At 70.4% G+C, this 20,170-nt stretch carries 21 protein-coding genes; 10 read left to right on the top strand and 11 right to left on the bottom strand.

Annotation, left to right across the window (positions count from 1 at the left end; genetic code table 11):
- Nucleotides 1-52: 52 nt before the first annotated feature.
- From ALI22I_RS26725 to ALI22I_RS26705, 5 genes are all read left to right on the top strand, one after another.
- Nucleotides 53-403, top strand: a complete 351-nt coding sequence (locus tag ALI22I_RS26725; protein WP_077008267.1) for an EthD family reductase — start codon at nt 53-55, stop codon at nt 401-403.
- Nucleotides 403-1,233: a 3-hydroxyacyl-CoA dehydrogenase family protein gene (locus ALI22I_RS26720; protein ID WP_077008266.1), complete on the top strand. Its 831-nt coding sequence runs from the start codon at nt 403-405 to the stop codon at nt 1,231-1,233. Before ALI22I_RS26725 ends, ALI22I_RS26720 begins: the two co-directional genes overlap by 1 nt.
- A gap of 10 nt (nt 1,234-1,243) precedes the next feature.
- A complete protein-coding gene (locus ALI22I_RS26715; RefSeq protein WP_077008265.1) occupies nt 1,244-2,374 on the top strand; it encodes a GNAT family N-acetyltransferase in 1,131 nt (376 codons plus the stop codon).
- Between the two features lie 180 nt (nt 2,375-2,554).
- Nucleotides 2,555-3,244, top strand: coding sequence for a response regulator transcription factor (locus ALI22I_RS26710; RefSeq protein WP_077008264.1), 690 nt, complete (start codon nt 2,555-2,557; stop codon nt 3,242-3,244).
- A complete protein-coding gene (locus ALI22I_RS26705) occupies nt 3,241-4,662 on the top strand; it encodes a sensor histidine kinase (RefSeq protein ID WP_077008263.1) in 1,422 nt (473 codons plus the stop codon). The genes ALI22I_RS26710 and ALI22I_RS26705 overlap by 4 nt, the downstream gene beginning before the upstream one ends.
- Here ALI22I_RS26705 and ALI22I_RS26700 read toward each other — a convergent pair.
- Nucleotides 4,659-5,162: a DUF6194 family protein gene (locus tag ALI22I_RS26700; RefSeq protein WP_077008262.1), complete on the bottom strand. Its 504-nt coding sequence runs from the start codon at nt 5,160-5,162 to the stop codon at nt 4,659-4,661. The genes ALI22I_RS26705 and ALI22I_RS26700 overlap by 4 nt on opposite strands.
- Nucleotides 5,163-5,225: 63 nt before the next feature.
- Here ALI22I_RS26700 and ALI22I_RS26695 point away from each other — a divergent pair, with 63 nt between their 5' ends.
- On the top strand, nt 5,226-5,954 hold the full coding sequence (locus ALI22I_RS26695; RefSeq protein ID WP_077008261.1) for a MerR family transcriptional regulator: 729 nt from the start codon (nt 5,226-5,228) through the stop codon (nt 5,952-5,954).
- 37 nt (nt 5,955-5,991) lie between these two features.
- Here the strand turns inward: ALI22I_RS26695 and ALI22I_RS26690 are convergent, their stop codons facing one another.
- The 3 genes from ALI22I_RS26690 to ALI22I_RS26680 are packed head-to-tail and all read right to left on the bottom strand — an operon-like array spanning nt 5,992 to nt 9,120.
- A complete protein-coding gene (locus ALI22I_RS26690) occupies nt 5,992-6,849 on the bottom strand; it encodes a carbohydrate ABC transporter permease (protein WP_077008260.1) in 858 nt (285 codons plus the stop codon).
- Nucleotides 6,846-7,814, bottom strand: a complete 969-nt coding sequence (locus ALI22I_RS26685; RefSeq protein ID WP_077008259.1) for a carbohydrate ABC transporter permease — start codon at nt 7,812-7,814, stop codon at nt 6,846-6,848. Before ALI22I_RS26685 ends, ALI22I_RS26690 begins: the two co-directional genes overlap by 4 nt.
- 4 nt (nt 7,815-7,818) lie before the next feature.
- Nucleotides 7,819-9,120, bottom strand: coding sequence for an ABC transporter substrate-binding protein (locus ALI22I_RS26680; protein WP_077008258.1), 1,302 nt, complete (start codon nt 9,118-9,120; stop codon nt 7,819-7,821).
- Between the two features lie 259 nt (nt 9,121-9,379).
- Here ALI22I_RS26680 and ALI22I_RS26675 point away from each other — a divergent pair, with 259 nt between their 5' ends.
- The 3 genes from ALI22I_RS26675 to galT are packed head-to-tail and all read left to right on the top strand — an operon-like array spanning nt 9,380 to nt 13,273.
- A complete protein-coding gene (locus ALI22I_RS26675; protein WP_077008257.1) occupies nt 9,380-11,386 on the top strand; it encodes a beta-galactosidase in 2,007 nt (668 codons plus the stop codon).
- A 1-nt stretch (nt 11,387) separates the two neighbouring features.
- Nucleotides 11,388-12,185: a DeoR/GlpR family DNA-binding transcription regulator gene (locus ALI22I_RS26670; protein WP_077008256.1), complete on the top strand. Its 798-nt coding sequence runs from the start codon at nt 11,388-11,390 to the stop codon at nt 12,183-12,185.
- Nucleotides 12,182-13,273, top strand: coding sequence for a galactose-1-phosphate uridylyltransferase (gene galT, locus ALI22I_RS26665; protein WP_077008255.1), 1,092 nt, complete (start codon nt 12,182-12,184; stop codon nt 13,271-13,273). Before ALI22I_RS26670 ends, galT begins: the two co-directional genes overlap by 4 nt.
- Nucleotides 13,274-13,277: 4 nt before the next feature.
- Here galT and ALI22I_RS26660 read toward each other — a convergent pair whose 3' ends face one another.
- On the bottom strand, nt 13,278-13,640 hold the full coding sequence (locus ALI22I_RS26660) for a hypothetical protein (RefSeq protein ID WP_179118371.1): 363 nt from the start codon (nt 13,638-13,640) through the stop codon (nt 13,278-13,280).
- A gap of 219 nt (nt 13,641-13,859) precedes the next feature.
- On the opposite strand from ALI22I_RS26660, the gene ALI22I_RS51205 reads away from it, so the two are divergent.
- A complete protein-coding gene (locus tag ALI22I_RS51205) occupies nt 13,860-15,608 on the top strand; it encodes a trypsin-like peptidase domain-containing protein (protein WP_179118370.1) in 1,749 nt (582 codons plus the stop codon).
- A gap of 111 nt (nt 15,609-15,719) precedes the next feature.
- On the opposite strand, the gene ALI22I_RS26645 is transcribed toward ALI22I_RS51205, so the two are convergent.
- The 6 genes from ALI22I_RS26645 to ALI22I_RS26620 are packed head-to-tail and all read right to left on the bottom strand — an operon-like array spanning nt 15,720 to nt 20,106.
- Nucleotides 15,720-16,682 (bottom strand): endonuclease/exonuclease/phosphatase family protein, encoded by a 963-nt coding sequence (locus ALI22I_RS26645; protein ID WP_077008252.1) that lies wholly within the window; start codon nt 16,680-16,682, stop codon nt 15,720-15,722.
- A 17-nt stretch (nt 16,683-16,699) separates the two neighbouring features.
- Nucleotides 16,700-17,101 carry a hypothetical protein gene (locus tag ALI22I_RS26640; RefSeq protein ID WP_077008251.1) on the bottom strand — a complete coding sequence of 134 codons (402 nt, stop codon included), beginning with the start codon at nt 17,099-17,101 and terminating at the stop codon, nt 16,700-16,702.
- Complete coding sequence (locus ALI22I_RS26635; RefSeq protein ID WP_083752030.1) at nt 17,098-18,165, bottom strand: molybdopterin-dependent oxidoreductase; 1,068 nt, start codon at nt 18,163-18,165, stop codon at nt 17,098-17,100. The genes ALI22I_RS26640 and ALI22I_RS26635 overlap by 4 nt, the downstream gene beginning before the upstream one ends.
- A 20-nt stretch (nt 18,166-18,185) precedes the next feature.
- Entirely contained in the window at nt 18,186-18,788 is a 603-nt protein-coding gene (locus tag ALI22I_RS26630) for a class I SAM-dependent methyltransferase (protein WP_077008250.1), read from the bottom strand.
- The gene (locus ALI22I_RS26625) at nt 18,785-19,474 is read right to left on the bottom strand and encodes a TIGR04282 family arsenosugar biosynthesis glycosyltransferase (RefSeq protein WP_077008249.1); all 690 of its coding nucleotides are present in this window, start codon (nt 19,472-19,474) and stop codon (nt 18,785-18,787) included. The genes ALI22I_RS26630 and ALI22I_RS26625 overlap by 4 nt, the downstream gene beginning before the upstream one ends.
- Complete coding sequence (locus ALI22I_RS26620; RefSeq protein ID WP_238598583.1) at nt 19,471-20,106, bottom strand: glycosyltransferase family 2 protein; 636 nt, start codon at nt 20,104-20,106, stop codon at nt 19,471-19,473. Before ALI22I_RS26620 ends, ALI22I_RS26625 begins: the two co-directional genes overlap by 4 nt.
- Nucleotides 20,107-20,170: the final 64 nt, after the last annotated feature.

The following is a 20,170-nucleotide window of genomic DNA, read 5'->3' as shown; positions in this document are numbered from 1 at the left end:
GTCCATGGTGCCGGTGTTACATTCGCAGGCGAAACCGGACGGAAGGTGTCACATGATCAAGTACGTCGCCCTGTACCGGAAACCGACCGACGTCGAGGCGTTCGACGAGGCCTACTTCGCGTCCCACCTGCCGTTGGTCGAACGGACGCCGGGACTGCTGCGGGCCGAGGTGGCGAAGGTCTCCCGGGTCTTCGTGCCCGGATTCCTCGGCGAGCACGAGCCGCACATCGTGGCCGAGATGTACTTCGAGTCCGCCGAGGCGATGAAGGCCGCCTTCGGGTCGCCCGAGTGGCAGGCCGCGGGCGCGAACCTGACCGAGATCGGCGGCGTGGAGCTGGTCGCCATGTTCGCCGCGGAGGTCGTCGCCGATGACGTCACCGAGGCCACCGGGGTCGGCGCCTGATGATCTCCGTGGTGATCGGCGGCGGCACGATGGGCGCCGGTGTCGCCCACCTGTTCCTGGCCGGCGGGCACGAGGTGGTGCTGGTCGAGGCGGGCGCCGAGCGGGCGTCGGCCGCACGGCGGGCCGTCGAGGCGTCGCTGGCCAAGGCCGCCGACCGGGGCAAGCTCGACGCGGTGCCGCACGAGCTGCTGAAGCACCTCACCGTGGTCGAACGCCTGGACGATGTGGCCGCGGGCGCCTCGCTGGTGGTGGAGGCGGTGCCGGAGGACGTCGAGCTGAAGCGGCAGGTGCTCAAGGCCGCCGCAAACGCTTGCCCGGACGCCGTGCTGGCGTCCAACACGTCGTCGTTGTCGATCTCGGCGCTCGCCGAGGGCCTGCCCGGCGAGCGGGTGCTGGGCATGCACTTCTTCAACCCCGTGCCGGTCCAGCAGCTGGTCGAGCTGGTCCACCACGCCGGGGTGTCCGCCGACGTCGTCGCCCGGGTCCGCGGTTGGGCCGAGGAGCTGGGCAAGACCGTCATCGAGGTGCGGGACGTGCCCGGCTTCGCCACGTCACGGCTCGGGGTCGCGGTCGGCATGGAGGCGATCCGGATGCTCGAAGAGGGCGTCGCGAGTGCGGAGGACATCGACACCGGGATGCGGCTCGGCTACGGGTGGCCGATGGGCCCGTTGCGGCTGACCGACCTGGTCGGGCTGGACGTCCGGCTGGCCATCGCCGAGCACCTGGCGGCCGAGCTGGGCCCGCGCTTCGAACCGCCGGGGCTGCTGCGGGACAAGGTCGCGGCTGGTCATCTCGGCCGGAAGACCGGTCAGGGCTTCTTCACCTGGTAAGCAGGGTGGCGTGCGGATTCGCGAATTGACCGACGACGATGTCGAGAACGCCGCCAGGCTGCGCCGGGTGGCCTTCGGCCGGGGCGAGCCGGCGCCGTTGCGCCCCGGTATCCGGGGACTCGGCGTCGAGCTGGACGGGCGGCTGGCGGCGGTGCTCACGATCAACGAGTTACACCAGTTCTACGGCGGCTCCACCGTGCCCATGGGCGGCATCGGGGGCGTGGCCGTCGACCCGTCCGCGCGGGGGCGTGGGGTGGCGAGCGCGCTGCTCGACGCCGCGTTGCGGGACATGAGGGAGCACGGCCGGCCGCTGTCCGTGCTCTACGCGACCGTGCCCGCGCTCTACCGGTCGCGCGGGTGGGAGCGGGCGGGGGTGTTCGAGTGGCTGGACTTCCCGCTGGACCGGATGCCCGTGGGCGAGCGGGTCGTCACCCGACCAGCCGAGGAGGGCGACCTCCAGGCCCTGCACGCCTGCTACACCGACGTCGCGTCCACGGTGAACGGGCTGATCGACCGCAGTGCGCCCGCCATCGACCTGACCCGGGCGCTCGACCTCGACGTCGTGTCCGTGGTGCCCGGTCACGACGGGGAGGTGCGCGGCTACCTCACGGCCCAACGCCGTCCCGACGAGCTGCGGGTGTTCGACCTGGTCGGACGGGATGTCGTGACGCAACTCGGGCTGCTGCGCGAACTCGGCAGCTGGGCCGGTGTGCTGGACCGGGCGTTGCTCCGGGTCACCGATCCCGCCGTCACGGGCCTGCTGACCAACCAGGCGATCGAGTACACCATCACCACGTCCGCGTGGCTGCTGCGCGTGGTGGACCTGCCTGCGGCGGTCACGGCACGGGGCTGGCCTGCGGCGGAGTGGCTGAAGCCCGCGTCCGTCGACCTGGACATCATCGACGAGCACGCGCCGTGGCACGCGGGCCGGCAACGGCTGGTGGTCGAGGACGGCCAGGTGCACGTAGAGCCCGGCGGCACCGGTGCCGTGCGACTGCACGCCCGTGCCCTCGGACCGTGGTTCAGCGGCATGCAGGACACCCACGCCCTACGCCGCGCCGGCCTGCTCGACGGCGACGCGGCACTGCTCGATCACCTGGTCGGTGCCCCTGGCATCCCCCGTCTGGCTGATTTCTTTTAACCCAACCGCCCTCACTGCTTCGCCGCCTGCAGGACCACCACGCGAGGACGCGAACGATCGACTTCCAGGCGACCGAGCCCGCGACGCCGGAGGCGGCGCAATTCAACACCTCAAAATTTGACGGGTAGCTCACACGAGCTTCTCAGGCGACTCTCAGGACCACGAGCAAGACTGACTCCCATGCGCATCCTCGTTGTCGACGACGACAGGGCCGTGCGTGAGTCGCTTCGTCGCTCACTGCAATTCAACGGCTACCAGGTCGACCTGGCCGGTGACGGCCAGCAGGCTCTAGAGTCCGTCGTCTCCCAGCGTCCCGACGCCATGGTGTTGGACGTGATGATGCCTCGCCTCGACGGGTTGGAGGTGTGCCGCCGGTTGCGCAGCACCGGTGACGACCTGCCGATCCTCGTGCTCACCGCCCGTGACGCGGTGTCCGACCGGGTGTCCGGGCTGGACGCCGGCGCGGACGACTACCTGCCCAAGCCGTTCGCGCTGGAGGAGCTGCTGGCCCGGCTCCGCGCGCTGCTGCGGCGGGCTGTGTCGGATGCCGAGGAGCCTGCCGGCGCGGTGCTGCGGTTCGCCGATCTGGAGCTCGACCCGAGCACCCGGGACGTGCGGCGGGGTGACCGGCCGATCAGCCTCACCCGGACCGAGTTCGCCCTGTTGGAGCTGTTCCTGGCGCACCCCAAGCAGGTGCTGACCCGCGGTCGCATCCTGGAGGACGTCTGGGGCTACGACTTCCCGACCTCGGGCAACGCGCTGGAGGTCTACGTCGGCTACCTGCGCCGCAAGACCGAACTCGACGGCGAGCCCCGGCTGCTGCACACGGTGCGCGGCGTCGGCTACGTGCTGCGGGAGACCCCTCCGTGATCGGTGCCGCCAACGGGCGACTCCAACGGGTGTCGCTGCGGGCCCGGGTGACGCTGCTCGCCGCGTTCTGCGTCGCCGGGGCCGTCGCCGTCGTGTCGCTCGGCGCGTACATGACGGTGAGCCAGAACCTGCACGACCAGATGGACGAGAACCTGCGGCAGCGCGCGGACGCCGCGGTCAACGCGCCGAAGGTCAACAACAACGTCAACGAGATCCCCGGCGCCTTCCTGGCCGCCGGTGACATCCGGATCGGCGTGCTCGACGTGAGCGGGCTGATCCAGTACCCGAAGGGCACGGTCGCGCCGCCGACCCAGCCCGCCGACCTGGACGTGGCGCGCGGGAACCGGCTGGAGAACATCTGGACCGACGTGCGCACCGACTTCCGGGTGATCGCGGTCCCCTACGGTGACGGCCAGGCGATGGTGATCGCCCAGTCCACCAAGCCGCTCAACATCACCCTGGGCAAGCTGTCCGTGGTGTTGTTCGTGATCAGCGGGCTGGGTGTGCTGGTCGCGGCGGTGGCGGGCACGGCGGTCGCGCGCACCGGGCTGCGGCCCGTGCAGCGGTTGACCGAGGCCACCGAACGGGTCGCGATGACCGGTGACCTGCGGCCCATCCCGGTGTCCGGTGACGACGAGCTGGCCCTGTTGTCGCAGCGGTTCAACGCGATGCTGGGCGCGGTGGCGGAGTCGCAGGAGCGGCAACGCCGGCTGGTCGCCGACGCGGGCCACGAGCTGCGCACGCCGCTGACGTCCATGCGCACCAACCTGGAGCTGCTGCTGGCCTCCGAGCGGCCGGGTTCGCCGACGCTGTCCGACGAGGACAAGGCGGAGATCAACGCCGACGTGCGGGCCCAGCTGGACGAGCTGACCACGTTGATCGGCGACCTGGTGGAGCTGGCCCGCGAGGACGCGCCGCAGGTCGTGCACGAGCCGGTCGACCTGGTCGAGGTGGTGGAACGGGCCCTGGACCGGGCGAAGCGGCGGGCGACCGACGTGCAGTTCGTGGTCGAGGTCGAGCAGTGGTCTCTTCTGGGTGATTCGAGCGCGCTGGAACGCGCGGTGCTCAACCTGCTGGACAACGCCGTGAAGTTCAGCCCGACGGGCGGCGTGGTCCGGCTGACCCTCAAGCAGCTGGGTGACGGCAGCGCGGTGGTCGAGGTGGCCGACTCCGGTCCGGGCATCGCCGACGCCGACCTGCCGCACGTCTTCGAACGCTTCTACCGCTCCTCGGAGGCCCGCACCCTGCCCGGCTCGGGCCTGGGCCTGGCGATCGTCAAGCAGGTCGCGGAACGCCACGGCGGCATGGCCTACGTCGGCCGCGCCCCGGAGGGCGGCGCCCAGTTCACCCTCCGCCTGCCCGGCCGCCCCACCCCGGTGCCGAACCACTCGTCCATCCCCGACCACGCCTCGAACTAGTCCGGCGATCCGGCCCGCCGCTGGTAGCGCGAGCGGGCCAGCTCGTGGGCGGCGCGGAGCAGCTCCCGCACCGCCGACTCCGTGCGCGGCCCCGGGTTCACCACGGCCAGCCAGCCAAGAGTGCCGTAGACGGGGTGCGCCATCACGGAGTCGATCACGCTGTGTTCGATCTCGTTGGAGTGGACCTCGTTGGAGTGGACGTCGCCCGTGGCCGCGTCGCGCGGCCGTCGACCGGTCCAGCTGGTGAAGGCCTCCTTCCCGGCGAAGAGGTTCAGCCGGAAGGTGTCGGGGCGGTTCAGCCGTGACAGCTCGTCGCCCGGGTAGTCCTTCGTCACGATCGTCGCGAAGGGCTGGCCCGTCTTCGGGACCTCGCCATCGGGCGCGTAGTAGAAGAACGTGTCGCCCCAACTGATCTCCGGTGAACCGTCGCCGGGCGCCGGCCTGAGGATCAGCACCCCGCCGAGGCCGTCGAGGAACTCGGTGATTTCGTCGATGCCCATGTGTTCTAGCGTTTCATTCATGTGGTTGTGGAGACTTCGGCCCGCATATGTCGAGGTGGGCCGGTGACAAGTCGCAAGTCGGCCACCACGCGGACGAGCGATGTCGCACGACGTGCCGGGTACTCCGTCCAACAGGTGCGCAACCTCGAACGCGACGGCGTGTTGCCTCCGGCGACGCGCACCGGCACGGGGTATCGGATCTACGGCGAGGCGCACGTGCTGTCCGCGCTGGCCTATCGGGCTCTTGCGGAGGGCACCGGGCCGGTCGAGGCCAAGAGGATCATGAACGCGGCGCACGCACATCCCGGTTCGGGCCTGTTCGCCCTGCTCGACGCGGCACACGCCCGACTCGCCACAGAGCGGCGAGAGCTCGAACTGGCCCAGGAAGCCGCCGCGACGATCTCCGGGGAACCGATCGACGACGTGCGCCCATCGGACGCCATGAGCATCTCCGAGCTGGCGGTCGCGCTCGGTGTGCGCACCTCGACGTTGCGGCACTGGGACGCGGAAGGCCTGGTCGTGCCCCGTCGAGCCGCCCCGCGAGGACCGCGGCGGTACTTCCCCGACGACGTCCGGGACGCCCGGATCGTCCACCAACTGCGCCTGGCCGGCTACCGCATCGCCCCACTCCGGGCCTTGATGCCGGAACTGCGGCGCACCCGCCGGTGGGAAGAAGTGATGACCACCCTGGCCGCCCGACGCGCGAGCATCGACGTGCGGTCGAGAGCCCTCCTCGACGGTGCCGCCGCACTCAGCGCGTTGATCCCCCGCGACGACCGATCGTCCCGGTGAGTAGGCGGCCGGTCGGGCCGCCTACCCACCGAACGCGCTAGCCCTTCGTCGAACCCAACGTGAGGCCGCCGATGAACTGGCGTTGCAGCACGAAGAACACCACGAGGGTGGGCAGTGCCACGAGCAGCGACCCGGCCGCGACCAAGTTGTTGTCCACGAAGAACGTGCCCCTGAGGTTCTGCAACGCCGACGTGATCGGCATCTTGTCGCCGGTCTGGATCAGCACCAGCGCCCACAGGAAGTCGTTGTAGATCCAGGTGAACTCCAGCGTCGCCAACGCCGCCAGCGCGGGCCGGCACAGCGGCAGGATGACCTGCCAGTACTGCCGGAACACACCCGCGCCGTCCACCCGGGCCGCCTCGCTGAGCTCGTGCGGGATGGTCTTCATGTAGTTGCTCAGCACGAACACGCAGAACCCGGACTGGAACGCCACGTGGATCAGCACCAGGCCGAGCTGCGAGTCCAGCAGCACCTCGCTGTCGCTCAACCACGCGGGCACCGGCGTGAGCAGGAACAGCCGGTACAGCGGCGTCACGATCACCTGCTGCGGCAGCAAGTTGCCCGCGGTGAACAGCATCAACAGCGCCAAGTTGAACTTGAAGCTGAACCGCGACACCCCGAACGCCACCATCGAGCTGAGCAGCAGCACGAGCACCAACGCGGGCAGCGTCACGATCAGCGTGTTCATGTAGTAGTGCGGCAGGTCCGCCTGCGTCCACGCGGTGCTGAAGTTGTCGAACGTCAGGCTCTCGGCGAGCGAGAAGTAGCCGTTGCGCGAGGTGTCGTCGTACGTGCGCAGCGACGCGTACAGCGCCCACAGCAACGGCGCCAAAGTCGCCAGGCACGTCAGGACCAGGAACACGTGCAGGAAGATGCGACCAGGCCGGAACGTCATGACCGTTCCTCCTCGCGGAACACCTGGACCAGGCGGGGGATGATGACCCCGAGCGCGATCAGCAGCAGGATCACCGCCAGCGCGGAACCCCACCCGATCCGGCTCGACTCACCGATGATGTTGTCGGTCACCAGCACGGACAGCAGCTCCAGTCCGTTGCGGCCCTTGTTGATCACGTAGACGATGTCGAACGCCCGCAGGCCCTCGATCACGGTGACCACGAGCACCACCACGTTCACCGGCTTGAGCACCGGGAACGTGACCCGGAAGAACGTTTGCCACGCGTTCGCGCCGTCCAGCGCGGCGGCTTCCTTCAACGCCGGGTCCACCGATTTCAGGCCGGCCAAGTACAGCAGCATGATGTAGCCGGTGTGCCGCCACCCGGCGGCCACCAGCACCGCGTACAGGTTGATGTCCGGATCGCCCAGCCAGTTCACCGGATCGGTCGAAGCGGTGCCGAGCACGCTGTTCAGCAGACCCTGTTCGGGCTGGTAGATCAGCTGCCAGATGAACCCGACCAGTGCCAGCGACAGCACCATCGGCAGGTACAGCGCGCTCTGGTAGAGCCGCCCGAACCGCAGTTGCCGGTCCAGCAGCACGGCCAGCAGCAGCCCGGCGATGGTCGGGATCACGAGCAGGAACAGCAGCCAGATCACGTTGTGCTGGAACGCGGGCCAGAACCGCGGGTACCGGGTGAAGATGTCGACGTAGTTCTGGATGCCGACCCACTCGATGTCCTCGAACCCGCCGATGCCGTCCCACGAGCTGAAGGACAGGACGACGGAGCCGAACGCCGGCACCCACACCAGCGCGATGTGCACCAGTGCCGGGATGCCGAGCATCAGGCCGAGGATGAGCTTGTCGCGGGGCGCGAGCGCGGTGGCGCGGCGCCTGCCCCGCCGGGGCGACGGTGAGGTGGGGCCCGTCGTCCCGGCGGGTTCGGGGGGAGACTGCAACGCGGTCACGCCGTCACTCCGTGAAGATCGTCTTCGCCTGGTCGGCCATCCCCTTGAGGATCGAATCGATGTCGTCGGGGTTCTGGACGAACGCGTTGAGCCCGTTGGTCGCCGCGTCGCTGGCGAAGCGCGGGTCGGTGTCGCGGTCCAGGAACTGGGTGATGTGCGCGGCTTCCTTGATGACCTGCGCGGCCTTCTTCTGCAGCGAGTTGTAGCCGGAGGTGTCGGCCTTGTTCGACGTCGCCACCGCGGTCGGGTCCGACTTGAGGTACGTGGCCTGCGCGGCGGGCGTGGACAGGAACTCCATCAGCTTGGCCGCGCCCTCGGCGTTGGAGGGCTTCTTGGACAGCATGTAGCCGTCGATCGGGGCTTCCACGGTGTCCTGGCCGTGCTCCGGGTTGATCTCCGGGTACGGGAAGAAGTCCAGGTCCTCCCGCTCGTCCTCCTTGAACTGCTGGGCGACGAACGAGCCGAGCAGGTACATGCCCGCCTTGCCCTGCTGGAGGGACTGCGCGGCCTCCTGCCAGTCCCGGCCCAGCGCGTTCTCCTGGTGGAACGGCAGCAGCCGCTTCCAGGTGTCGAACACCTCCTTCACCTTCGCGCTCTGCCAGTCCTCCTTGCCGGCCATCAGGTCGACGTGGAACTGGTAGCCGTTGATGCGGAAGTTGAGCTGGTCGAACGTGCCCATGCCGGGCCAGCCCTGCTTCTGCGCGAACGCGATCGGCGCCAGGCCGTCGGCCTGCATCTTCGTGGACAGCGCGACGAGCTCGTCCAGCGTCTTCGGCACCGTGTAGCCGCGCTGCTGCCAGATGCTCTTGCGGTAGAACATGCCCCACGGGTACTGGGTGAACGGGATCAGGTACTGCTTGCCGTCCGAGGCGGTGGACGCCTCCTTCAACGCGGGCTCGTAGCCGCCGGAGACCTTCGACCACACCTCGCTCAGGTCGCCGGTCAGGCCCTTCTCGGCGAAGAACCGCATCCGGTAGCCGGCGAACCAGGCCAGCACGTCGTCCGGCTTGCCCTGGAGGTAGTTGTTGATCTGCTCCTGGTACTGCTCGTGCTGCTTGGTGTTGATCGTGACCTTGAGACCCGACTCGGTCTCGAAGGCCTTCATCACCGCCGTGATCGCGTCCTTGGGCACCTGGTCGGACAGGTTGTTGCCGAACGTCACGGTGTCGGTGGCGGCGCCACCGCTGTCGGAGCCGCAGGCGGCCAGACCGGGGACGGCCGCGATGCCCGCTCCCGCGATGATCGCCTTCAACAGGGCGCGGCGGCCCATGAGCGGGTGGTGGGGGCTGGCGGAGAAGCTCGTCATCGTCGCTCCTACGGGTGACACTCAACCGGAATCAACCGAACACCGAACACGGAGTCAAACAAGATTGCGCACAATGTGGTCTGCGGCACACCCCCTGTCAAGGGCCGTTATTGAGCCGTTAACCCAGGTGACTTCGGCTGGATCGACGTGAACAGCGGGAGTGCGGCAAGTTTCGATCTTGTACCGCCGAACAGCGGTAGACGATCGATTTTGTTGGACTGTGTTGACGTTAGGGTTCACCGTGGGTCACCCTTGCGCCATGACGACTTGGCCCACCGACGTGCGCGGGCTTGCCTGGGGCGCCGACTACAACCCTGAGCAGTGGCCGGAGCAGGTCTGGTCCGACGACGTGGAGCTGATGCGCCGGGCCGGGGTGAACCTGGTCAGCGTGGGGATCTTCTCGTGGGCGTTGTTGGAGGTCGAGGAGGGCCGCTACGAGTTCGGCTGGCTCGACCGGGTGCTCGACCGGCTCCACGCCGGCGGTATCCGGGTGGACCTGGCCACCGCGACCGCCGCGCCGCCGCCGTGGCTGACCACCGCCCACCCCGAGGTGCTGCCGGAGACCGCCGAAGGCGTCCGGCTCGCGCACGGCTCGCGCCAGTCCTACTGCCCCAGCTCGCCGATCTACCGGACCAAGGCCGTCGCGCTCGCCCGCGCGTTGGCCGAGCGGTACCGCGACCACCCGGCGCTGTCGGCGTGGCACGTCGGCAACGAGTACGGCTGCCACGTCCCGCGCTGCTACTGCGACCGGTGCGCGGCAGCGTTCCGGACCTGGTTGCAGGCCCGCCACGGTGGCCTGGAGGAGCTGAACGAGGCCTGGGGCACGGCGTTCTGGAGCCAGCACTACACCGCGTGGGAGCAGATCCTGCCGCCGCGCGTGACGCCGGCGCAGAACAACCCCGGTCAGCTGCTGGACTTCGACCGGTTCTCCTCCGACGCCCTGCTGGAGCTGTACAAGGCCGAGCGGGACGTGCTGCGCGAGGTGACCCCCGGCGTGCCGGTGACCACGAACTTCATGGTCACCTGGAACTTCTCCGGGTTGGACTACTGGAAGTGGGCCGCCGAGGTCGACTTCCTCTCCAACGACCACTACACCCGCGCCGAGCACGACGAGCGGCACATCGACCTGTCGTTCTCCGCCGACGTCATGCGCGGCCTGGCCGGCGGCAAGCCGTGGCTGCTGATGGAGCACTCCACCTCGGCGGTGAACTGGCAGCCGCGCAACATCGCCAAGCTGCCCGGTGAGCTGCGGCGCAACTCGTACGCGCACGTCGCCCACGGCGCGGACGGCACGCTGTTCTTCCAGTGGCGGCAGTCGCGGGCGGGCGCGGAGCGCTACCACTCGGCGATGGTGCCGCACGCCGGACCGGACACGAAGGTGTTCCGCGAGGTCGAGCAGGTCGGTGCGGAGTACCAGCGGATCGCGGAGATCGTCGGCTCGACCGTGGACGCGTCGGTGGCGGTCGTCTACGACTGGCAGTCGTGGTGGGCGCTGGACCAGCCCGCGCACCCGACCTCTGATTTCCGTTACCAGGAGCAGGTTTTCGCGCTCTACCGCGCGTTGTGGCGGGCCGGGGTGACGGTGGACTTCGTGCCGCCGGCCGCGGACCTGTCCGGGTACCGGCTGGTCGTGGTGCCGGCGCTGTACACGGTGGACGACGCGACGCCGTACGAGGAGTACGTCGCGGGCGGCGGCCACCTGCTGGTCACCTACCTGTCCGGCATCACGGACACGCGCGGCCACGTGCACCTCGGCGGCTACCCCGGCGCGTTCCGCGACCTGCTCGGCGTGCGGACAGAGGAGTTCTACCCGCTCAAGGCGGGGGAGGCGGTGACGCTGGACGACGGCTCGTCGGCCGCGATCTGGACCGAGCACCTGCACACCGCCGGCGCGAAGGTGGTCTCCTCCTACGCCGACGGCCCGCTGCCCGGCGTCCCCGCCGTCACCCGCAACGACCACGGCGACGGCGTCGCCTGGTACCTGGCCTGCGGTTTGACCGGAGACGGGCTGGACCGGTTGGTGCGGACCGCGTTGCACGACTCGGGTGTCGACCACGCGCCCACCGGATCAGGGGACGTCGAGGTGGTGCGTCGTCGCGGTGAGGTGGCCGGCTCCGCCGTATCGTGGCTGGTCGCGGTCAACCACGGGGGCGGCGACGCGGAGCTGTCCGCGGTGGGTGTCGAACTGCTGTCCGGCGCGCGTGCGTCCGGCAGCGTGGTCGTGCCCGCCGGCGGCGTGGTTGTGGTCAGGGAAGAAGAGGTGTGACGTGCTGGCGCGTCAACGACAAGCGGTGATCCTGGAAGAGGTCCGCCGCACCGGCGCGGTGCGGGTGAGCGACCTGGTCGTCCGGCTGGGCGTGTCGGACATGACCGTGCGCCGTGACCTGGACGTGCTGGCCGCCCGCGGCCTGGTGGAGAAGGTGTACGGCGGGGCCACGTCCGTGGTCGGCCGCAGCACCGACGAGCCGGGCTTCGAGGCCAAGTCGGTGCGCCAGCTGCCGGAGAAGGAGGCCATCGCCGCGTTCGCCGCGGGTCTGGTGCGCCCCGGCACCGCCATCGGCCTGTCCGCGGGCACCACCACGTGGACGCTGGCCCGGTTCCTCGACGACATCCCGGACCTGACCGTGGTGACCAACTCGATCCGGGTCGCCGACGTGCTCCAGCAGAGCGGGCGCACCGACCGCACCGTGGTGCTCACCGGCGGCGTGCGGACCCCGTCGGACGCGCTGGTCGGGCCGGTGGCAGTGCAGGCGCTGCGGTCGCTGCACCTGGACGTGGTGTTCCTGGGCGTGCACGGCATGGCCGAGCGCTCCGGCTTCACCACGCCGAACCTGAACGAGAGCGAGACCGATCGCGCGCTGGTCGACGCGGCCGGTCGGGTCGTCGTGGTCGCGGACCACACCAAATGGGGCACCGTCGGCATCTCCACCATCGCCGCGCTGAACGAGGCGCACGTGCTGGTGACCGACGAGGGGTTGACCGAGCCCGCACGGACGGTGCTCGGCGAGCAAGTAGGGGAACTGGTCCTGGCGCACGTGCCGGGACGCGGAGAGGAACTGGCGTGAGGCGTACGGCGGGGAAACTTGCCGATGGTCGGGAGATCATCTACTTCGACGACACCCCGGACCCGCCGCCGCGGGACGCGGTGGACACCCGCGACCTGCCGCGCACGCAGCCGTTGTCCGAGGTGCGGCGGGACCCGTTGACCGGCGAGTGGGTGGCGATGGCCGCGCACCGGCAGACCCGCACCTACAAGCCGCCGGCCAACCTGTGCCCGCTGTGCCCGTCAACGCCGGACATGCCGACCGAGGTGCCCGAGTCGTCGTACGACGTCGTGGTGTTCGAGAACCGGTTCCCGTCGTTCGCCCAGGGCGTGCCGGAACTGCCGTCCACTGTGGACGGTATGCCGATGGTGGCGCGGGCGGCCGGGCGCGGTCGGTGCGAGGTCATGTGCTTCACGTCCGACCACGACACGTCGTTCGGCTCGCTGCCCGCGTCGCGGGTGCGCACGGTCGTGGACGCGTGGGCGGACCGCACCGCGGCGTTGAACGCGACGCCGGGCGTCGAGCAGGTCTTCCCGTTCGAGAACCGGGGCGAAGAGATCGGCGTGACGCTGTCCCACCCGCACGGGCAGATCTACGGGTACCCCTTCGTGACCCCGAAGACCGAGCGGATGCTGGCCGTCGCGGCGGACTACCAGGCGTCACACGGTCGTCCGCTGATGGGTGACATCCTGGCCGCCGAGCGGGCGGTCGGCACCCGAGTCATCGCGGAGAGCGAGCACTGGACGGCGTTCGTGCCCGCTGCGGCCCGCTGGCCGGTCGAGGTGCACGTCGTCCCGCACCGCCAGGTGCCGGACCTGCCCGCGCTGACGGACGCCGAACGGGACGACTTCGCGGTCCTCTACCTGACCGTGCTGAAGCGCCTGGACGCCCTCTACGACCGCCCGCTGCCCTACATCGCGGCCTGGCACCAGGCCCCCGTGCGCACCGGCCGTGACCTGGCCTGGCTGCACCTGGAGGTGTTCTCCGTGCTGCGCGCCCCCGACAAGCTCAAGTACCTGGCCGGCTCCGAGTCCGGCATGGGCGTGTGGGTGAACGACGCGACGCCCGAGCAGATCGCGGAGAGGTTGCGCGCTTCGGTCCCCGGCTGAGCGGTCACTTCATCAGGTCGTAGAGGAAGTTGGCGCCGATGCTCAGCGGCACCCCGAGGAACAGGCCGGACAGGAAGAACAGCCACTGCTGACGCCTGCTCTGCTTCACAGTGGTGCCCTGAGCGCTGTGGATGGTGGCCTCCACGAGCTGTTTCACCGCCTCGGCCTCGTCCTTGTGCAGAGCCGCCAGCGCCCGGTTGCGCTCGGCTTCCGCGCGAATGCGGTCCAGCGCGGCGGTCTGGAGGTTCAGCTCGGCGTGGATCTCCCGCATGATCTCGTCGGAGGCGCGGAGGTTCTCGCGGAGCAGCTCGATGCGGTCGGCCAGCGGTGACACGGCCGGGTCCGGCACGTGCGGACGGCGCCGCACGAGACGTCTGCCCAGACGTTCGCCCACATGTTCGCTCAGGCGGCCGAGCCAGGCGAACACCACCGACCCGAAGAGGCCGATGGCCGCGACGGCGGTAGTGAGCCACGGGTTGGTGTCGAACAGGGTGCTTAACAGATCGCCTACGACGCAGACACTCTCACAACAGATGCCCAGTTTCGTTTAAGGCTCCTCTCAGGCGGGCACCGCACAGTTGTGGACATGACCGAGAACGAGCAGCCGAAGCGGCCACAGCAGTCTCCGCAGCCTCAGCAGCAGAGCCCGTGGGCACGTGGCGCCGGTCCCGGTCATGGTGACGCCGGTTTCCAGCAACAGGGTGCTGGACAGCCGGAAGCCGACGCGGCGGGTGCTGTGCAGGGCGGCACCGACGCGCCGGAGTCCACCGGAGCGCGGGGTGCCTGGCAGGGAGGCCCGGCGCGACCGGAGGACACCGACGGATCGGCGGCAGGGGCCGGTCGGTCGGACGCCGGGTCGGCGGGTGCTCCGCAGGGGAGCACCGGCCGCCCGGCCGACTTCGGCTCGCCGGCCGCCACGCAGGGTGCCGCCGGCCAGTCGGGAACCGGTCCGACCGGCGCTGTGCAGGGCGGCGCCGGTCAGGCCGGAACAGGTGTGGCGGGCGCCGTGCAGGGCGGCGCCGGCCACACCGGAACCGGCGGGTTCGGCGCCGTGCAGGGCGGCGGCCGGCTGTCGGGAACCGGGCCGGAAGCCTGGCAGGGAGGCTTCCAGCGCCCGGAGCACACCGGTCCGTTCGGCGCACCGCAGACCAGCGCCGCGCAGGACCACCCCGGCTCGCCGACCCCACCCCCTTCGGGGTCGGCGCGGCCGGGTATGCCGGGCCTCTACTACGCCGAGCCGGGATCGGCCGCCGTCCCCGGGCGACAGCGCGGGAAGGGCAAGATCGTCGCGGGTGTCGCCGCGCTCGTGCTCGCCGTCGGCGGCATCGCGGGCGGGGTCGGCGGCTACGTCGGCTACCAGGCGGCCGACGAGGCCGGGCCGGTGACCAACGCGCTCAACCAGGCCCCACCCGCCCAGCAGACGTCCGACGCGCCGGAGGGCTCGATCGAGCAGGTGGCCCAGAAGGTGCTGCCGACCGTGGTTCAGGTGCAGGTCAGCGGCGGTGCCGGGTCCGGGTTCACGCTCAGCTCCGACGGCCTGGTGCTGACCAACAACCACGTGGTCGAGTCAGCCGCGGACGGCGGCCCGATCAAGGTGCAGCTCCAGGACGGCCGCTCGTTCGACGCGAAGATCGTCGGCCGCGACCCGTCCTCCGACCTCGCCGTGATCAAGATGGAGGACGTCTCCGGCCTGCCCACCGCCGAACTCGGCAACTCCGCCGACCTCAAGATCGGCCAGCAGGTCGTCGCCGTCGGCTCCCCGTTCGACCTCAACGGCACGGTCACGTCCGGCATCGTGAGCTCGCTGAACCGCCCGGTGCGGGCCGGTGGCGAGCAGGGCGCCCCGGACACCGTGCTCAACGCCGTCCAGACCGACGCCGCGATCAACCCCGGCAACTCGGGCGGCCCGCTGGTGAACATGCGCGGCCAGGTCGTCGGCATCAACTCCGCGATCTACAGCCCGAACTCCAGCCAGTCCACGCAGGGCGGCTCGGTCGGCATCGGCTTCGCCATCCCGATCGACCAGGCCCGCCGCACGGCCAAGGAGCTGTCCGAGACCGGCAAGGCCACCCAGACCGTGCTCGGCGTCCAGGTGGGCGACGCGCCGGACGGCGGCGCGCTGGTCCGCGACGTGACCGCCGGTGGCGCCGCCGAGGCGGCCGGCATCAAGACCGGTGACGTGATCACCAAGTTCGGCGACCGCGTCGTGGAACGCTCGGACACCCTGGTGGCCGCCGTCCGCTCCCGGGCTCCGGGCGAGAAGGTGCAGCTCACCATCGGTACGGACCGCACGGTCGAGGTCACGCTCGGCAGCCAGACCGTCGAGCCCCGCTAGCTCCCCGAAGACCCCCGGCTCACGTGCCCCGAGCCGGTTGTAGAGGCCGCACGCCCGACAGGCTCCCCTCACCTGTCGGGCGTGCGGCCTCTTGTCGTGCCCGGTCGGTTCTCACGGGCCGCCGCCGTCGATCTCGACCGTCGTGGCCAGGCCCCAGTGGTCGGATTCGTGGCTCTCGAACTTCACCGTGTCATGGGTCCGGACAGCGCGGGCGAAGATGTAGTCGATCCGGCGGGGCTCGTCGTCCGAGTCCGCCGGCGGCCAGTCGATCGTCGGTCCCTCGTCGCGTGTGATGTCGGTGTAGCCGTAGTCCGTCATGAACGCCGTCACCGCGTCGACCGTGTGGCGATTGGTGGTGACGTGGTCGATCGCCTGGTTGAAGTCACCGGTCACGACCACGGGGTTGGCGCGGGACTCGGTGGTCTCCTGGATGCGCCGCACGTCCCGGGCCCGCACCTCGTCGGGGAAGTGCTGTTCCAACGACAGGTGGGTGTTGTAGACGTCGATCACGCCGTGCGCGGTGGTGATCTGCGTGCCCTGGAAGGACCGGCGGTTCCCGTCGCCTTTGTCCGAGGGCAGCAGGATGCCCTGGTCGTCGTGCTCCTGGTCGAGCGTGATCGGCTGCTGGCCGAGGACGCCGTCACCGATTCGGATGAGCTGCGCGTTGCCCGACGACACGGTGTCGTAGGTCGGCGCCTCGTTCTCGTCCTTGCCGGGGTAGTACGTCTCGTTGACGACGTGCGCCCAGTTCAGCTCCCATGTGCCACCGGTCTGCGAGATGAGGCGGTCGCGCAGGTACTCGGCGGCGGGTTCGGCCATCTCCTGGAGGTTCGCGATGTCCGCGCTCTGCTTGAGCAGGTCGTCGGCGAGCAGGTTCAGGTCGTCCTGGTTGGCGTCCGTGCCCGCCGGGTCGCCTGCTTCCCGGTGGAACCCCATCGCGGCGTTCAGGTTCACCACCCTGACCGTGGTGGACGACGGCGCCGTGGTGGACGACGGCGCCGTGCCGAACGATGTCCCACAGCCGGTGACCAGCACCCCGACAACCACGACCGAAATGACCTTCGCGGACACCATGGCGCCACGGTAAACCGCTAGACCCTCGGGTGTCTCCGGCGAAGGGCCCGACCGATCAGGTTCGCGGTCAGTACGCCGAGCCAGCTCACGACTACCGCCACCAGCAGGCCGACCAGGTGGTCCCGGTCGTTCAAGCCCGGGTTGGCAGGGCCCGCGAACGGCCGCCACAGGAGTGGGACGGCCAGTAGGACGAGCACTCCGGTGAGGACTCCGCCGACCTGCACGGGTGCGCGCCAGGGCTCCGGCACCCACCGGGAGATGAGCAGGCCCAGTCCGCCGAAGAGGGGCGCGAGCAACACATCGTGTACGACCGGGCCTCCGATGAACCACAACGCCAGGTTCACGTCGATCAGCGGCAGCAGGAGGTACGCGCCCCAAGCGCTGATGGCGATACCGAGCGCACCGATCACCCACCTCATCGGATGACGTCCAAGCGGGTGACCCACTTGGTCTGCGTCACGCCCGGTCGGCTCGGTGCGATCAACCGGCACGGGTAGCCGTGGTCCAGGGGCAGGGTCTCGCCGTCGACCTTCAGCGCCAGCAGGGTCAACGGGTCGCGGGCGTGCGCGGCGGGCAACGTGCCGGCGCGGTAGAGGCCGTCGCGTTCCAGCGACTCCACCCGGACGTCCCCCGGCTCGACGCCGGCCAACGCCAGCAGGTCCCGCACCGGCACCCCGGTCCACCTCGCCGACGCGCTCCACCCTTCGACGCACGCGATCGGCAACTCGGCCGTGGTCTGCGGCAGCGCTTCGAGTTCGGCCCGGGAGAACTGCCGAGCACCGACTGTCAGCCGCCAGTCGGAGTCCACAGTGGACACACCGGCGGCGGTGGCGGTGCGGTTGACCGGGAGTTCGGCCGAACGCGTGCCCAGCACCGAGACGGAGCGCAGCCACGGCACCGTGCCGCCCGCCGTGGCCAGCACCGCGACCGCCGCCGCACCACCCGTGGTGAGCAGGAAACCGCGTCGGCTGAGCGTGCCCCGACGCACTTCCTCGGCGGGCGTGCGCATGAGCGGCAGCTTGACCGCGATGTGCACCAGCAGCGCGCCCACCGCGATCCACGCCACCGCGTAGTGCGCGGGCGGGAAGAAGAACTGCCACGGGTAGTTCTGCGTGGCGTTGAACAAGCCGGTGACCAGCTCGAAGAACGACGCGCCGAGCAGCACCAGGATCGAGCCGCGTTCCAGCGCGTGCGGCACGGACTTGACCAGCGGGCGTTCGAACAGCTTCGGGTAGACCGTCCACAGCTTCGCCAGCAGCAACGGGATCGCGGCCACACCCGAGGTGACGTGCACGCCCTGCGTGATCCGGTAGAGGCCGACCGGGCGGGTCGGCCAGGCGAACCACCCCGGCGGGTGCTGGATGTAGTGGCTGAGCAGCCCGGTGACGAAGCACAGGCCGAACGCGATGCCCAGCCACAGGCCGATCCGGGTGGCCGTGTGCGGGCTGGACTCCCGGCTCACCTTCACCACCGGAAGCCGCACCACCGGAAGCCGGAAGACTTTCACGACCGCACCAACTCGGTGAACCAGCGGCCGTCGAGTTCAGCCAACCAGAGCCGCTTGAGACCGGCCCGCGCCGCAGTGGGTCCGATGGCCCGCGCGTCCACCCGCGCCCAGTCGAACCACGCCCCATCACCAACCCGCGCCCGCTCCCGACGCAGCCCGCAACCGGGCGCCTCAACCTCCACCAGCACACTCCCGCGCCGATGCAGCAGCGCTCGTGCACGGCGAAGCAGCACGACGGGGTCACCGCCGATACCGATGTTGCCGTCAGCGAGCAGCACATGCGCCCACCGACCCACCCCAGGGAGCCGCGCGAACACATCACGGTGCAGCGCCATACCACCACGGGTACGGGTGAGCGCAACGGCCAGCGGCGAGTTGTCCACGCCCAACGCCACAACCCCACGCCGCACCAGCGCCGCCACCAACCGACCGGGACCGCAACCAAGGTCGATAGTCGGCCCATGACACGCGTCGAGCAGCACGTGGTCGGCGTCGTTCGCATCCTCGTGCCACCGCTCGACCGGCAGCGACACGTGGTCGCCGCCGGCCAGCTCCAGCCGGCACTCCGTGCCGCTGAGCCCGACGTCGAACGTGGTCATCGCAGCACCCCGAGGTGGGCGAGGGCGGCGGCGAACCGGGTACCCGGCACGGCCGCGGCGACTTCGCGGGCGGTGGTCATATCGTCCACATCGGACAGAACGGGCAGCATGCCGATATCGCGTTCCCCCAAGGCCGACAACGTGTGCGCGCCGGTGTCGGGCCGGGACATCGGCACGATGCGGAGGTTGCGGGCGAGGGTCGGGTCGTTGAGGCCCAGTGCCCACCAACCGCCGTCGGCCGCCGGACCCAGAACGGCGTCGTGCGCGGCCAGCCGGTCGACGGATTCGGCCAGCAGGAGCGGCGTCACCTGCGGGGTGTCCATGCCGATCTGGAACACCGGCAGGCCGTGCGCCCGATGCGTGTCGGTGTGCGCGTTGGCCAGGCGGTCGGCGAAGGACGCACCGCGTTGCGCGAGAACCGTGAAGTGCCGCAGCGCGTCACGGATCTCGGCCGAACGGCGGGCTTCGCCGAGGTCACCGGTCAACGCCACGACCGGCCGCACGTGCGGGGTGCCCAGGACGGCGTCGAGGGTGTCCAGCAGCGCGGCGGCGGCGACGTCGGCCGCCTCCTCGGGTGTCGCGGGCGGGCACAGCCGGGTCTTCGCCAGGCCCGGCACAGGCGCCTTGGCCACCACCAGCAGACTCGCCTTCACCGCCGAACCGGACACCGGCAGGCCGCCGCTCATCGCAGCACCGCCGCCATGTCCCGCACCGCCCGCACAGTGCCGCGCACCGAGCCGGACACCTTCGACTTCGTGCCCGCCGCACGTGGCCCGTAGCGGACGTCGCGCTCGACCACCCGCCACCCGGCCGCACCCGCGCGCAGCAGCAGTTCGAGCGGGTAGCCGAACGCGCGGTCCTCGATCGCCAGGTCCAGCAGGTCCTGCCGGCGGAACGCCCGCATCGGCGCGATGTCCCGCACCGGCAGCCCCTTGCGCCGCAACAACGCGGCCAGCACCACGTTCCCCGCCCGCGCGTGCCACGGCCAGCTGCCCGCCTCCGGCACCCGACGCCCCACGGCCAGGTCGGCCCGCGCGAGCAACGCCACCAGCTCGGGCAGCTGACCCGGGTCGAGCGAGCCGTCCGCGTCGAGCACGCACACCACCTCCGAGCGCGCGTGCTCCACACCCGTGTGCACCGCCGCGCCGTACCCGGGCCGGGGCTCGTGCACCACCTCCGCGCCCAGCGACCGGGCGATGTCCGGCGAGCCGTCACGCGATCCGTTGTCCACCACCAGCGCCCGGTAGCCGGCGGGCATGGCCCGCAGCACCCCGGGCAACGCCGCCGCCTCGTCCAGGCAGGGGAGCACCACGTCGATTTCATCCACGATCCACAGCATGGGTCCGTCGTGGACGACGGGAAACCGTTGTACCGCTTACCAA

The sequence above is a fragment of the Saccharothrix sp. ALI-22-I genome (assembly GCF_001984175.1).
GTDB lineage: Bacteria > Actinomycetota > Actinomycetes > Mycobacteriales > Pseudonocardiaceae > Actinosynnema.
This window is presented reverse-complemented; position numbering and strand designations above follow the sequence as displayed.